The sequence below is a fragment of the Streptomyces sp. NPDC000594 genome, from assembly GCF_040299965.1.
Taxonomy (GTDB): Bacteria; Actinomycetota; Actinomycetes; order Streptomycetales; family Streptomycetaceae; genus Streptomyces.
In genome coordinates this window covers 45,649-58,606 of the sequence record NZ_JBEPCY010000012.1, presented here as the reverse complement: position 1 = coordinate 58,606, position 12,958 = coordinate 45,649, and the positions used below count along the sequence as shown (strand labels likewise).

Below are 12,958 nucleotides of genomic sequence, written 5' to 3'. Positions count from 1 at the left end.
AGTGGCACAGGTGTCCAACGTGACCCGTGGGGCTCTCGGGCGTTGGACAGCGCATGATCCGTTCGATCCGTTCCCAGCGCGCCGCCGCCCTCGCCGCCGCCGTCTGCGCCCTCTCCGTCCCGCTGACGGTCGCCGTCCCGGCTTCCGCCGCTCCCTCCCGTGCCACGGCGACCGCCGCGGGCGAGGTGGACCGGAATCTCCTCAAGCCCCCGCCGGGCGGGGTGCTGGCGCCCGCCACCGATCTGCTGGGCCAGCTCGGGCTCGTCCCGAAGGCCTGATCACCCGGAGCTGACGACCGGGGGGCGGGCGGCGTTCGCGCCGTACCCGCCCCCCGGTCGAGGTTCAGCCCTTGCGGGCCGGGACCCGGCGGACCGAGCGGCCCGCCAGGACATCCGTGCGGACCCCGTCCTGGATGACGAACCGTCCGTCGATCAGGACATACGGGATCCCGGTAGGCAGGGTGCGCGGCGCCTCGAAGGTGGAGCCCGCCGCCACCGTCTCCGGGTCGAAGAGGACCAGGTCGGCGCGGTATCCCTCCTGGACCAGACCCCGGTCGGGCAGCCGCAGCCGGGCGGCGGGCCGGGAGGTGAGATGGGCGACCGTCTCCTCCAGGGAGAGCACCCCCAGCTCCCGCGCGTAGCGGCCGAGATAGTGCGGGAAGGTGCCATAGGCGCGCGGATGCGGCTTGGCGCCCTGGAGGATGCCGTCGCTGCCGCCGGTGTGGACCCGGTGGCGCATGATCTCCCGGACGTTCTCCTCATGGCCGACATGCTGGAGGATGGTGGAGCCCAGCCGGTCCTCGATGAGCAGCCGGCGGGCCGTCACCCAGGGGTCCTCGCCCCGCTCCCGGGCGGACTCCTCGATGGTCTTCCCGACATACCCCCCGAGCCGCTGCTCGGTGACCCCGGAGATCTCGATGGTCTCCCACTCCATGGGCACGCCGTGGCAGCCGTCGGAGCCGATCTCCTCCAGATGGTGGCGTATCCGCTCGGCGGTGGTGTCGTCGGCGAGCCGGGCGAGCAGCGCGTCCGGGCCGCCCTCCGCCGCCCAGCTGGGCAGCACCGCGACCAGCGTGGTGGAGCCGGGGGTGTACGGGTAGGTGTCCAGCGAGATGTCGGCGCCGTCGGCGAGCGCCCGGTCCAGGAGGTCGAGCAGATCGCCCGCCCGGCCCTTGTTCACGCCGAAGTTCATGGTGGCGTGGGCGAGATGGAGGGCGCAGCCCGCGTCGGCGCTGAGCCGCACCATCTCCTCGTAGGCCGTCAGCGCCCCGGCGCCGTAGGAGCGGTGGTGCGGGCAGTAGTAGCCGTCGTAGGCGGCCACCACCCGGCACAACTCGGTCAGCTCGGCGTCCTTGGCGTACATCCCGGGGGTGTAGGTCAGGCCGGAGGACATGCCGACGGCGCCCTGTTCGAGGCCCTCGGCGACCAGCCGCCGCATCCGGTCCAGCTCGTCGTCGGTGGCGGGGCGGTCGTCCCACCCGACCACCTGCATCCGGACGGTGCCCTGGGGGATCAGATAGGCGGCGTTGACGGCGATGCCCCGGTCGAGGCGGTCCAGATACTCGCCGACGGTCCGCCAGTCGAAGTCGACGGAGTCGTCGCCGGGACCGCCACCGTTCCAGCCGTTGATGGCGCGGCGCACCCCCTCCAGGGTGCGGTCGTCCACCGGGGCGTAGGAGATCCCGTCCTGGCCGATGACCTCCAGGGTCACCCCCTGGGCCGCCTTCGCCTCATGCGCCGGGTCGCGCAGCAGGGCGAGATCGCTGTGGGCGTGCATATCGATGAAGCCGGGGGAGAGCGCGAGGCCGGAGGCGTCGAGGACGCGCCGGCCGGTGAGCGCGGACTCGCCCTCGCGGCGGATCGCGGCGATCCTGCCCCCGTCCACGCCGACATCGGCACGGTACGAGGGGCCGCCGCCGCCGTCGATGACACGGGTGTTGCGGATGACCAGGTCCATGGACGTCCCCTGTCAGAAGAAGGTGCGGATGTAGTCGGTGACGGTGCCGTCCGCCTCGACCAGCGGGATCAGCTGCCACTTGTCGAAGGAGGTGCAGGGGTGGGAGAGCCCCATGCCGAGCCAGTCGCCGACCTCCAGCGCGGCGCCGGGCTCGGTGCGCACCCAGCCGTGCTGGTCGGAGAGGCCGGTGACGGTGATCCCGGTGGCGGGGCGGATCTCGCCGGTGCGGCCGTCCCGGACCACCTGGGCCTCGGGCAGGTCGAGGTCGTAGGCGGCGTCGCGCTTGCCCGCGTTGAGGAACGCCTGCTCGGGCGAGGGGCGGGAGACCACCTGGGCCCAGAGCCGGAAGGCGGGCTGGAGCGCGCCCTCCTCGGGGACCCGGTTGAAGGGGGTGAGATGGCGGTAGTGGCCGTCGTCGTGGGAGACATAGGCGCCCGAGCGCAGCAGCTTCAGCACCGGCCGGGAGAGCGGGGGCAGCTCGGCGAGGACATCGGCGACCGCGTCGAACCAGGCGCTGCCGCCCGCGCTGACCACGATCTCGTCGGTCTCCGCGAACCGGCCGTCCGTGTCGAAGGCGGCGGCCAGCGCGTTCAGCCGGCGCAGCCAGGTGCGGACCCGCTCGCCGTCGGCGTCGGGGACCTCGCCCTCGTATCCGGCGACGCCGACGAGGCGCAGGGCGGGGGCGGCGGCCACGGCGTCCGCGACGGCGGCGCAGTCGGCCTCGGTACGGGCTCCTGTGCGGGCGCCGTCGCCCGCGCCCAGCTCCACCACCACATCCAGCGGGCGGGGGGCATCGGCGCCGGTCAGGGCCTCGTTCATCAGCTCCACGCCGCGGACCGAGTCCACGTAGCAGATGAAGCGGAAGTCGGGGTCGGCCAGCTCCCCGGCGAGCCAGCGCAGCGCGGCGGCGTCGACGACCTCATTGGCGAGGAAGATCCGGGAGATCCCGTGGGCGCGGCAGACCCGGGCCTGGTGGGGGACGGCGACCGTGATGCCCCAGGCCCCGTGGGCCAGCTGGCGGTCGAAGAGCTGCGGCGACATGGAGGTCTTGCCGTGCGGGGCGAAGGAGAGCCCGTGCCGCCGGGAGTAGGTCTGGAGCAGGGTGAGGTTGTGCTCGACCGACTCGGCGGAGAGGGCGAGGACCGGGGTGGTGAAGCCGCCGGTGAAGAGGTTGCGGCGCTGGGCGGCCAGCTCGCCGGTGGTCAGCCCGTCGGCGTCCGGGGGCAGCGCCTTGAACCGGTGGTCGACGCGTTCGAGCCGGTGGGTGTCCGGCTGTTCGGGCTGTTCCGGCTGACCGGGCTGGTCGGCGGTCACGGTGCCTCCTTCGGGCGGCATGACGAACGGCAAAGGGGCGACATGGACCGTACGCGTTGCACTGTCTGCAACGCTCATTGCGCATATCGCTCGTTGCTGTCTAACATCCGGCCCAGCGCCGGGTCAATGGAACCGGCACCGGACCCGTTGAGGAGCCCCAGGTGAGCAGCCTGACCGGAACCGCAGCCGTGGATGTCACCGACACCGATGTCATCTGCCTCGGCGAGTCCATGGTCACGTTCCTTCCCTCCCGGCCCGGCCGGCTGGCCGATGTGCCCTCCTTCGACCGCTCCATCGGCGGCGCCGAGTCCAATGTGGCCTGTGCGCTGGCCGCCGCCGGACACCGGGCCCGCTGGGTCGGCCGGGTCGGCACCGACGGCTTCGGCGACCATCTCATCCGGGAGATCGCCGCCCATGGCGTCGACACCTCCCGCGTCGGCCGGGACCCCGACCGCCCCACCGGTGTCTACTTCCGCACCGCCACCGACCGCTCCACCGACGCCCATGAGGTCGTCTACTACCGGCGCGGCTCGGCCGCCTCCGCGATGTCCCCGGCCACCGTCCCCGCCGCCGCCCTCGCCGGGACCCGGGTGCTCCATCTCTCCGGCATCACCGCCGCCCTCTCCGACGACTGCCTCGCCCTGATGCGCCGGCTGACCGCCCGCCGCCCCGGCAGGCCCCTGGTCTCCTTCGACGTCAACCACCGCCCGGGGCTCTGGCGGGTCCCCGGCGGCGGCCGGATCCTGCTCGACCTGGCCCGCGGCGCCGACCTGGTCTTCGTCGGCGAGGACGAGGCGGCCGACGCCTGGGGGGTCGAGGGGGCCGAGGCGATCCGCGCGGCCCTGCCCGAACCCGCCGCCGTGGTCGTCAAGCGGGGCGCGGACGGCGCCGTCGAGTACGCCCGTACGGGATTCGGCACCGCACCCCTCACCGGCGTCTACGACGGCGCCACCGACACCACCGACACCGCCGGGACCGTCACCGGGGAACCCGCCCCCGTCGTGGAGATCGCCGCCCCCGTCGGCGCCGGGGACGCCTTCGCCGCCGGATATCTCTCCGCCCTGCTGCGCGCCCTCCCCGCCCGGGACCGCCTCCGCCACGGCCATCTCATGGCCGCCGCCGCCCTCACCGTCCCCGGCGATGTCGCCGTACCGCCCGCCACCGGCCACGCCGACCGGCTGGCGGCCCTCGCCGACGACGCCTGGGGGACACTTCGACTCGGCCCCGGCTGGACCACCGCCGGGGAGGAGGAGGGACACGCACCATGAGCCAGACCGTCGACCGCGCCCTGAGCATCCTGCCGCTGCTCGCCGAGGGCCCCGCCGACCTCGGACAGGTCGCCGAACGCCTCGGCGTCCACAAATCCACCGCGCTGCGGCTGCTGCGCACCCTCCATGACCACGGGCTGGTCTACCGCCAGCAGGACCAGCGCTACCGCCTGGGCGCCCGGCTCTTCGCCCTCGCCCAGGAGGCCGTGGAGAACCTGGACGTCCGGGAGATCGCCCACCCCCATCTCGTCACCCTCAACGAACAGATCGGGCACACCGTCCATCTCGCCGTGTACGAGGAGAGCGAGGTCCTCTACATCGACAAGGTGGAGAGCCGCTACCCGGTACGGATGTACTCCCGGATCGGCAAACCGGTCGCCATCACCGTCGCCGCCGTGGCCAAACTCCTCCTCGCCGACCTCCCCGAGCACGAGCGGCGCGCCATCGCCGAGAAGCTCGACTACCCGCTGTACACGTCCCGTTCGACGCCCAGCGCCGCCGCCTTCCTCAAGGAGCTGGCGGCCGTGCGCGACCAGGGCTGGGCCACCGACCTCGGCGGCCACGAGGAGTCGATCAACTGCATCGGGGCGCCCATCCGGGGCGCCGCCGGGCGGGTCGTCGCCGCCATGTCGGTCTCCGCGCCCAACGTGGTGGTCACCGCCGAGGAACTGCTCACCCTGCTCCCCCTGGTGCGCCGCACCGCGGACGCCATCAGCCGGGAGTACTCCGGCTCGGTCACCCCGCACTGAACCGCTCCCGCACTGGCCGCTCCCGCACCGAACCGTCCCCGCACTGAACCACTTCCGTACCGCAGCACTCTCGTAACGCAGCACCCTCGTACCGCACCACTTCCGTACCGCAGCACCCTCGTACCGCACCACCCTCCACCGGCCGGACCGGCCGGGTACGCAAGGACAGGACAGAACATGACCGAGAAGATCGCGCTCACCCCCGCCACCCACACCACCCCGCCCGCCAAGTTCTCCCACGGGGTGAAGAAGGGGAACATCCTCCAGGTCGCCGGCCAGGTCGGCTTCCTCCCCGCGGTCGAGGGCCAGGCCCCCACCCCGGCGGGCCCCACCCTGCGCGAGCAGACCCTCCAGACCTTCGCCAACGTCAAGGCGATCCTGGAGGAGGGCGGCGCGAGCTGGGACGACGTGATGATGACCCGCGTCTACCTCACCGACGTCGACCACTTCGCCGAGATGAACCAGATCTACAACGAGTACTTCGAGGCCCAGGGCCTCACCGCCCCGGCCTCCGCGCGCACCACGGTCTACGTCGGCCTGCCCGCCGGGCTGCTCATCGAGATCGACGCCCTGGCGGTCCTGGGCTGATCCGCCGCCCCGGCACCGACTGACGCTCCACCCATCCCCCACAGCGCAACACCGCACGGCACGGTGCTCCCCTCCGGAGCGCCGTGCCGCGCTCCGCCCTACCCCGAAACCCTCCACCGACATTGGGGTCGTACATGTTGTTCGCTGCCGGCGCCGCACCCGAGGCGCCACCGCACACCGGAGGACTGCTGCTGCTGATCGACGGGACAGCGGGCCTGCTGACCGTCGCCGCCCTCGGCATCGCGCTCCTCCTCGTACTGATCATCAAGCTCCGGCTCCAGCCGTTCGTCGCGCTGCTCGCCGTCTCCATAGCCGTCGGCCTCGCCGCCGGTCTCTCCGTCACCGAACTCTTCGGTACGGTCCAGCGCTCCGCCGCCGAATCCGTCATCGAGAACGGGATGGGCGGCATCCTCGGCCATGTGGCCATCATCATCGGCCTCGGCACCATGCTCGGCGCCATCCTGGAGGTCTCCGGCGGCGCCGAGGTGCTCAGCCGCCGGCTGCTCGATCTCTTCGGGGAGAAGCGCGCCCCGCTGGCGATGGGCCTCACCGGTGTGATCTTCGGTATCCCGGTCTTCTTCGATGTGGGCATCTTCGTCCTCGCGCCCATCGTCTACGCTGCGGCGAAACGTTCCGGCAAATCGGTCGTCCTCTATGCCATGCCCCTGCTGGCGGGACTCTCGATGACCCATGCCTTCCTGCCACCGCACCCCGGCCCGGTCGCCGCCGCCGGACTGCTCGATGTCTCGCTGGGCTGGGTCATCCTCATGGGCGTGGTCGTGGGACTGCCCGCCGTCGCCGCCGCCTGGGTCTTCTCCGACTGGATCGGCAAGCGGGTCTTCGTCGAGGTGCCGCAGGACATGCTGGACGCCGCCGAGGAGGCCAAGGCGGCGGTCGCCGCCGAGCGCGGCACCGCGGAGGAGTCCCCGGTGGCCCTCTCCACCGTGCTGCTCATCATCGGCACCCCGCTGGTGCTGATCCTCGCGGCCACCTTCTCCTCCATCGGGCTCGACCCGTCCACGCTCCGCTCGGTGATCGAGTTCTTCGGCAACCCGTTCGTCGCGCTGACGATCGCGCTGATCCTCGCGTACTACCTGCTGGGCATCCGGCGCGGCTGGTCGCGGGCCTCCCTGGAGCAGGTGTCGACCTCCTCGCTGAAGCCGGTGGGCAACATCCTGCTGGTGGTCGGCGCCGGTGGGGTCTTCGGCGCCGTCCTCAAGGCGAGCGGGGTCGCCCAGGCGCTCTCCGACACCTTCGAGGACGTGGGGCTGCCGCTGATCGTCCTCGCCTATCTGATCTCGCTGGTGCTGCGGGTCGCCCAGGGCTCGGCGACGGTCGCGATCGTCACCACGGCGGGCATCGTGCTGCCGCTGGTGGAGGGCGGGGACCACTCCCAGCCCTTCCTGGCCCTGGTGATCATGGCCATCTCGGCGGGCTCGATCTTCGCCTCGCATGTCAACGACGGCGGATTCTGGATCGTCGCCAAGTACTTCGGCATCTCGGAGCGGGACACCCTCAAGACCTGGACGGTCCTGGAGTCGGTGCTCTCCGTGGCCGGGTTCGTGGTCGCCGCGGCGCTCAGCCTGGTCGTCTAGCGGGGTCCGTACAAGGGGGCGGGCCGCCCGGGGGTGCTCCCCGGGCGGCCCGCCCCGGCCGTCGTACGGCTCGGCAGTGCCTCAGCGGTGCCTCAGCCTCAGCGGTGCCTCAGCAGTACTGCGCCTCCTTGCCGATGGAGCGGTACATGCAGTCCGAGTTCTCCAGCAGCTGGAGCACCGCGTCGCGGTTGCGGCTGGTCTCGCGCTCGATCACCTCGTCGGGCGGGTAGAAGCCGCCGCCCCCGAAGCCGGTCGGGTACATCTCGAAGGTGTAGCCGAAGATCCGCTGGTTGCCCCAGAGCCAGTCGTCGATCGACCCGTCGGTGATGTACAGATCGCTGGACTGCTCCGGGGTGTAGCCGTTGCTCGCGCCCATCTTCTGACCGACCGCCGCGAAGGCGTTCCGGTCGTCCTGGGTCATCCCCGGGGCGGTGTCGGCGGTGGTGTAACCGAACGGCCAGAGGATCAGCTCGCTGTAGGTGTGGAAGTCGATACCCGTCTTGATCTGCTGGGCGCCGCCCACCACCCGGCTGCGCACGAAGTCGGCGACGACCTTCACCTCGGGCGCGGACTCGGGGGTCCGTCCCCGGTAGGTGTCCGAGCCGAAGGAGCCGGAGGAGCCGCCGCAGCAGCCCCAGCGGTAGTTCCAGTTGCGGTTCATATCGGTGCCGACAAAGGTCGAACCGGTGTTGGGCTGCCGGTTCTTGCGCCAGCTGCGGTAGCTGCCGGTGGCGATGTCGTACTCGCCGCCGTCCGGGTTGATGTCCGGGATGATCCAGATCTCCCGGCTGTTGACGGCGTTGGTGATCCGGGCGTCGGTGCCGTAGTCCTCACCGAACTCCCGGAGCAGATAGAGCGCCATCTCGACGGTCAGATGCTCCCGGGCGTGCTGGTGATGGGTGAAGAGCACCTCGGGCTCGTTCTCGTCCGTCGCCACATTGTCACTGATCTTGATGGCGACGATCTCGCGTCCCTCATGGCTGCGGCCGATGACCCGCTTGCTCATGATGTTCGGGTACTGGGCGACCCGCTGATTGATGACCGAGGTCATCTCGGCGAAGTTGTGGTAGCGGGCGTCGGCGGGCGGGAAGTCCATCGCCCTCACCGGCTCGCCGCCGGTCCGTGCGGGCGGCGCGGGCAGCACCGACAGCTCGTACCCCAGTTCGCGCAGCCGTCTGGCCTGGCCGCCGTCGGCGCTGACCACGGTGGAGCGGGCGTCCGCCTCGTCGATCGCCACCCCGACGGCGGCGATGGCGTTGCGGGAGGCCCGGGTCGCCTTGCCCTTGATCTCGTACTGCCGGATCAGCTCATCGGCGACGGCCGCCTGCCCGGCGGAGGGCTTCGGGTCCGGCGGAGGCGCCGCGTTGGCGGTGAGGGGCGCCGCCACCGCGAGCGCCAGCAGGGCGCTGAGGGCGGCGGCCTTCCGGCCGCTGCCGCGTATCCGTAGTCGCATGCTGTCTCCTGGGGTGGAGTGGGGGGTTGCCGGGGCGCACCGGTGGCGCGGTGGGACAGGTGCGGTGTGGGCACACATCGTGGAGTGCTGACATGGTCAGGTCAAGAGGCGCGCTTCGGCCGCCGGATGGCTCCACGCGTACGGGACCCCTGCCCGGCGCCCGGTCCCGCGTGCGCCGAGGGCCCGCCTGTGCCGAGGTCCCGCGCATACCGAAGTCCCGGTCCCGGGTACCCCAAGGGCCCGCCCGGCGCGATGCCGGACGGGCCCAGGGACTGTTGCTGCGTTGGAGAGGTGGTGCTCAGGGTTCCCCGGTCGGGGACGGCCGCCGGCCGTTCCCGGACGCGAACCCTACGGCAGCGCCTTGACGTGCGGTCCCACCGCGTTCGACCAGGCGTTCCCGGCCGTCGCGTCCCAGTTGGTGGACCAGGTCATCGCACCGCGCAGGCTCGGGTACGTCCGCGGGGGCTTGAAGGTGCCGCAGTTGGTGGCGCGGGTGAGGCAGTCCAGCGCGGCGTTCACCACGGAGGGGCTGACATAGCCGCTGCCCGCGCCCCGGGTGGAGGCCGGGACACCGAGGCCCACCTGGGACGGGTCGAGCCCGTTCTCCAGCTGGATGCAGGCGAGCGCGGTCAGGAAGTCCACCGAACCCAGGTGGTAGACCTTGCCGTCGCAGCCGAGCATCGAACCGCTGTTGTAGTTCTGCATGTTGACGACGGTGAGGATGTCCTTCACGTTCAGCGCGAGCTTGAAGTACTCCGTCGAGGTGGACTGCATGTCGATGGTCTGCGGGGCCATGGTGAGCACCATCCGGGGGCCCGCCAGGGCGGAGAGCTGCCGCAGCGCCTTCGTCAGATAGGTCGAGTTGATGCCGTGTTCGAGGTCGACGTCGAGGCCGTTGAAGCCGTACTCCTGCATCAGCGCCCAGGCGCTGTTGGCGAAGGCGGTGGCGGAGGCGTCGCTGTTGACGGTGACATTGCCGATCTCGCCGCCGACGGAGATGATGACCGACTTGCCGGCGGCCTTCTTGGCGGCGATGTCGGACTTGAACTCCGCGACCGAGGAGTAGCCGAGGGCCGGGCTGAGGTTGAAGGTCAGCTGGCCGGGGGTGTTGGTGGCGTCGGCGAAGGCGACGGCGATGATGTCGTACGAGTTCTGGACGTCCCGCAGCTTCTGCACGGTGGCGCCGTTGTTGAAGTTCTGCCAGTAGCCGGTCACCGCGTGCCGGGGCACCACCGGGTCGGGCTGGCCCGTGTCGGGCGAGGTGCGGGCGGTGACACCGGTGGAGCGGGCGGACTCACCCGCGCTGTTGGTGGCGGTGACCTGGAACTGGTACGAGGTGTTCGCGGTCAGCCCGGTCACGGTCGCCGAGGTGCCGGTCACCGACTGCACCCGGGTGCCGTCGCGGTAGACGTTGTAGCCGGTGGCGCCGTTGGAGGTGCCCCAGTTGAGGGCGACGGTGGACGAGGTCACCGCACCGGCCGCGAGGGCGGTGGGTACCGGCGGGACCACGGGATCCGGGTCCTGGCCGCCCCCGCCGTCGGGGCCGAAGACGCTCACATCGTCCACGAGGTAGGCGGGCGTGCCGTACCAGCCATGGGTGTAGACGGTCACCGAGGTGGTGGAGGCGCCGGTACGGAAGCTGGTGGAGAGCTGCTGCCACCCCGCGCTCCCCGCCGACCAGGTGGAGACGTCCGTGGTACCGGTGCCGCTCGCGCCCAGATAGGCGTGGCCGCCCTGGGTCCAGGCGGAGAGCTGGTACGTGGAGTTGGGCTTGACCGCCACCGTCTGGGAACAGCGGGCGTTGTTGTGGCCGGCGGGGGTCGCCCGCAGGGCGGACGTTCCGGTGCGTACCGGCGTCGTGACATTGGCGCCACTGCCGCCGGAGCAGGTCCAGCTCGACAGCCCGCTCTCGAAGCCGGCGTTCTTGGCCACATTGATGTCGGCCGCCTGGGCGGTTCCGGTCATCGCGGTGAGGGAGAGTCCGGCGCCGAGGGCGAGGGACAGACCCCCGCCGAGCCATCTCCGCATGGCTGTGCTGCGGTCCACGTGCTGCCTCCAGTGGGGGAGTTGGGGGGAGGGGAGAGAAGCAGGAGGGGGATGAACGGTGGCCACCGTTGGGCGTAAAGTTGGTCCAGACCAATGCATCTGTCAAGACCCCGGCCGGGGATTGACCCCCGGGACGGGACATCGGTTTTTGGCCATGCGCCGCTCCGGGGGCCCTTCCCCTCCCCTGCCACGCGTGTGGGGGAACGTCAGCCTTTGCTCACGTTTGCTCTGTGCGGAGCGTGCACGGGACGCGGCGCTGGGTGCGGCAAGGTGTTCTCTGCCTGTGAAGTCGCGGATACAGTGCTCGTGCAGGAGCAGCGAGCAGTACGTATCTGCGGTCACGGGACCCCCGGCGACCGGAGCCGAACGGGGAACCAGCGTGCCGACCGCAATAGCTGTCACCAGCGCAGATCTGGTGCTACCGCCGATGGACCAGCACACACCCACGGCCGCCCTGCTGCACTCCCCCCAGGACCAGTCCCTGGACGCCGCCCTGTCCGACATGAGCCTGCTGCTCGAACAGCACGGCTCCGTGGTGGCGGTCTATCCGTCGACCGTCCCCGTCGCCCATGAGCGGCGGCTGCACACCGTACGGTCGGTCCTGGAGAGCAACCGCATCGCCCTGCTCAAGGTGGACCTGCCCCCGCTCGGCACCGCCGTACTCGCCCGTCAGCTGCGGCAGTTGTCCGTCTGCGACTTCGGGCCCGGGGTCATCGCCTCCGCCGCCCGGCTGCTCTCCCACTACATCTACGCCGGGGCCCAGCTCTCCTCCGTGACCCGTCTCGACCGGGTGCCGGTGAGCATGAAGGCCCATGCCAAGTCCTGGCTGCCCGGCGCCCGTTTCGCGGTACGGACCAACCCCGCCCCCGAGCTGATCAGGATCGGCGGCGGGGGCGAGGTGCCCGGCGGCCCCGAGTTCCCCACCCGGATGGCGCTCGCCAAGGGGCAGTTGCAGTCCGACTGGATCGAGCACACCCTCGTCCCCGAATGGCGGGCCCAGGGCATGGAGGAGGTCCCGCTGCCGGAGGAGTCGCCCGGCTGGTGGGGCACCGGGAAGCTGGTCGAGTTCGCCGCCTTCCTGCCGGAGATCTCGGTCCTCTACCAGCTGGTGGCGTCGGTACGGAGAGAGGTGTGCACCTGGTGCGGTGTCGAACTCATCGGTGACCGCTGCGGATTCTGCTCGGCCCCGCTCGCGGGCGAAGGGCAGCAGGGCCGGGAGTCCGGCGTCCTCAAGCACGGCACCCCCGCCTAAACGAACGAGGTCAAGCGGCTCATGAATTCACGCCAACGACGCGGCGTCATTCTTCTGTTGGTTTCGGTCCTGTGCGCCCTGGGCGCGTTCGCCGGCGTGATATCGGTGATCAATGATGTGAACTCCAAGGTGGGACCCGAGGTCTCCGCCTACCGGGTGGCCTCGGACGTGGCCCCGTACACCACCCTGCGGGCGTCCCAGTTCGAGAAGGTGTCGATGCCCCGCCGCTGGCTCCCCGGGACCGCCGTCACCGATCTCTCGGCGCTCCGGGGGAAGATCGCCGTCACCGAGCTGCGCAAGGGCTCCCTGCTCCAGGACGACATGATCGTGGCGCGGCCGGCCCTGGCGGAGGGCCAGCAGGAGATCGCCATCATGATCGACGCCGCCACCGGGGTCGCGGGCAAGATCACCCCGGGGGACCGGGTCAACATCTACGCCACCTTCGCCGGGGAGACGGACGGCGCCCCGGACCAGTCCCGGCTGATCGTGGCCGGGGCCCGGGTCATCGACGTCGGCCGGCTCACCCCCTTCGACCAGCGCGGCGAGGACCGGCGTACCCGGGTGCGCGAGGCGGTGCCCATCACCTTCGCCCTCGGCACCCAGGACGCCCAGCGGGTCGCCCACGCCGAGTCCTTCGCCGAGCACGTCCGGCTGGCCCTGCTCGCCAGGGGCGGCTCCGGCGCCGCCCGCTCCGGCGACAGCACCTACACCCTTGACGAAGACAAGAACAGGTGAGG

General features: G+C 71.4%; 11 protein-coding genes. 7 read left to right on the top strand and 4 right to left on the bottom strand.

Going from position 1 to position 12,958, the window contains the following annotated elements:
* Nucleotides 1–53: 53 nt before the first annotated feature.
* Nucleotides 54–278, top strand: a complete 225-nt coding sequence (locus tag ABT354_RS18575) for a hypothetical protein (RefSeq protein WP_351494971.1) — start codon at nt 54–56, stop codon at nt 276–278.
* Nucleotides 279–342: 64 nt separating this feature from the next.
* Here the strand turns inward: ABT354_RS18575 and ABT354_RS18570 are convergent, their stop codons facing one another.
* Together ABT354_RS18570 and ABT354_RS18565 are read right to left on the bottom strand one after the other, a co-directional pair.
* Entirely contained in the window at nt 343–1,956 is a 1,614-nt protein-coding gene (locus ABT354_RS18570) for an N-acyl-D-amino-acid deacylase family protein (RefSeq protein ID WP_351494969.1), read from the bottom strand.
* A gap of 12 nt (nt 1,957–1,968) precedes the next feature.
* Nucleotides 1,969–3,291, bottom strand: coding sequence for an amino acid deaminase (locus ABT354_RS18565; protein WP_502983448.1), 1,323 nt, complete (start codon nt 3,289–3,291; stop codon nt 1,969–1,971).
* A gap of 209 nt (nt 3,292–3,500) precedes the next feature.
* Here ABT354_RS18565 and ABT354_RS18560 point away from each other — a divergent pair, with 209 nt between their 5' ends.
* The 4 genes from ABT354_RS18560 (at nt 3,501) to ABT354_RS18545 (ending at nt 7,470) form a co-directional block, all read left to right on the top strand.
* Entirely contained in the window at nt 3,501–4,538 is a 1,038-nt protein-coding gene (locus ABT354_RS18560; RefSeq protein ID WP_351495255.1) for a sugar kinase, read from the top strand.
* Nucleotides 4,535–5,287 carry an IclR family transcriptional regulator gene (locus tag ABT354_RS18555; RefSeq protein ID WP_351494965.1) on the top strand — a complete coding sequence of 251 codons (753 nt, stop codon included), beginning with the start codon at nt 4,535–4,537 and terminating at the stop codon, nt 5,285–5,287. Before ABT354_RS18560 ends, ABT354_RS18555 begins: the two co-directional genes overlap by 4 nt.
* Nucleotides 5,288–5,464: 177 nt before the next feature.
* A complete protein-coding gene (locus ABT354_RS18550; RefSeq protein ID WP_351494963.1) occupies nt 5,465–5,875 on the top strand; it encodes a RidA family protein in 411 nt (136 codons plus the stop codon).
* Between the two features lie 134 nt (nt 5,876–6,009).
* Nucleotides 6,010–7,470, top strand: a complete 1,461-nt coding sequence (locus tag ABT354_RS18545) for a GntP family permease (protein WP_351494961.1) — start codon at nt 6,010–6,012, stop codon at nt 7,468–7,470.
* Nucleotides 7,471–7,579: 109 nt separating this feature from the next.
* On the opposite strand, the gene ABT354_RS18540 is transcribed toward ABT354_RS18545, so the two are convergent.
* Complete coding sequence (locus tag ABT354_RS18540; protein ID WP_351494959.1) at nt 7,580–8,923, bottom strand: M14 family metallopeptidase; 1,344 nt, start codon at nt 8,921–8,923, stop codon at nt 7,580–7,582.
* A gap of 348 nt (nt 8,924–9,271) precedes the next feature.
* Nucleotides 9,272–10,951, bottom strand: a complete 1,680-nt coding sequence (locus ABT354_RS18535) for a chitinase (protein ID WP_351495253.1) — start codon at nt 10,949–10,951, stop codon at nt 9,272–9,274.
* A 445-nt stretch (nt 10,952–11,396) separates the two neighbouring features.
* Between ABT354_RS18535 and ABT354_RS18530 the strand changes: the two genes are divergently transcribed.
* Both ABT354_RS18530 and cpaB read left to right on the top strand, forming a co-directional pair.
* Entirely contained in the window at nt 11,397–12,221 is an 825-nt protein-coding gene (locus tag ABT354_RS18530; RefSeq protein WP_351494957.1) for a hypothetical protein, read from the top strand.
* 21 nt (nt 12,222–12,242) lie between these two features.
* Nucleotides 12,243–12,956 carry a Flp pilus assembly protein CpaB gene (cpaB, locus tag ABT354_RS18525; protein WP_351494955.1) on the top strand — a complete coding sequence of 238 codons (714 nt, stop codon included), beginning with the start codon at nt 12,243–12,245 and terminating at the stop codon, nt 12,954–12,956.
* Nucleotides 12,957–12,958: the final 2 nt, after the last annotated feature.

Excerpts from the sequence above, each read along its gene's own strand:
- ABT354_RS18575 (WP_351494971.1), top strand. The coding sequence starts at position 54 with ATGATCCGTTCGATCCGTTCCCAGCGCGCCGCCGCCCTCGCCGCCGCC.
- ABT354_RS18570 (WP_351494969.1), bottom strand. The coding sequence starts at position 1,956 with ATGGACCTGGTCATCCGCAACACCCGTGTCATCGACGGCGGCGGCGGC.
- ABT354_RS18565 (WP_502983448.1), bottom strand. The coding sequence starts at position 3,291 with ATGCCGCCCGAAGGAGGCACCGTGACCGCCGACCAGCCCGGTCAGCCG.
- ABT354_RS18560 (WP_351495255.1), top strand. The coding sequence starts at position 3,501 with ATGGTCACGTTCCTTCCCTCCCGGCCCGGCCGGCTGGCCGATGTGCCC.
- ABT354_RS18555 (WP_351494965.1), top strand. The coding sequence starts at position 4,535 with ATGAGCCAGACCGTCGACCGCGCCCTGAGCATCCTGCCGCTGCTCGCC.
- ABT354_RS18550 (WP_351494963.1), top strand. The coding sequence starts at position 5,465 with ATGACCGAGAAGATCGCGCTCACCCCCGCCACCCACACCACCCCGCCC.
- ABT354_RS18545 (WP_351494961.1), top strand. The coding sequence starts at position 6,010 with ATGTTGTTCGCTGCCGGCGCCGCACCCGAGGCGCCACCGCACACCGGA.
- ABT354_RS18540 (WP_351494959.1), bottom strand. The coding sequence starts at position 8,923 with ATGCGACTACGGATACGCGGCAGCGGCCGGAAGGCCGCCGCCCTCAGC.
- ABT354_RS18535 (WP_351495253.1), bottom strand. The coding sequence starts at position 10,951 with ATGCGGAGATGGCTCGGCGGGGGTCTGTCCCTCGCCCTCGGCGCCGGA.
- ABT354_RS18530 (WP_351494957.1), top strand. The coding sequence starts at position 11,397 with ATGGACCAGCACACACCCACGGCCGCCCTGCTGCACTCCCCCCAGGAC.
- cpaB (WP_351494955.1), top strand. The coding sequence starts at position 12,243 with ATGAATTCACGCCAACGACGCGGCGTCATTCTTCTGTTGGTTTCGGTC.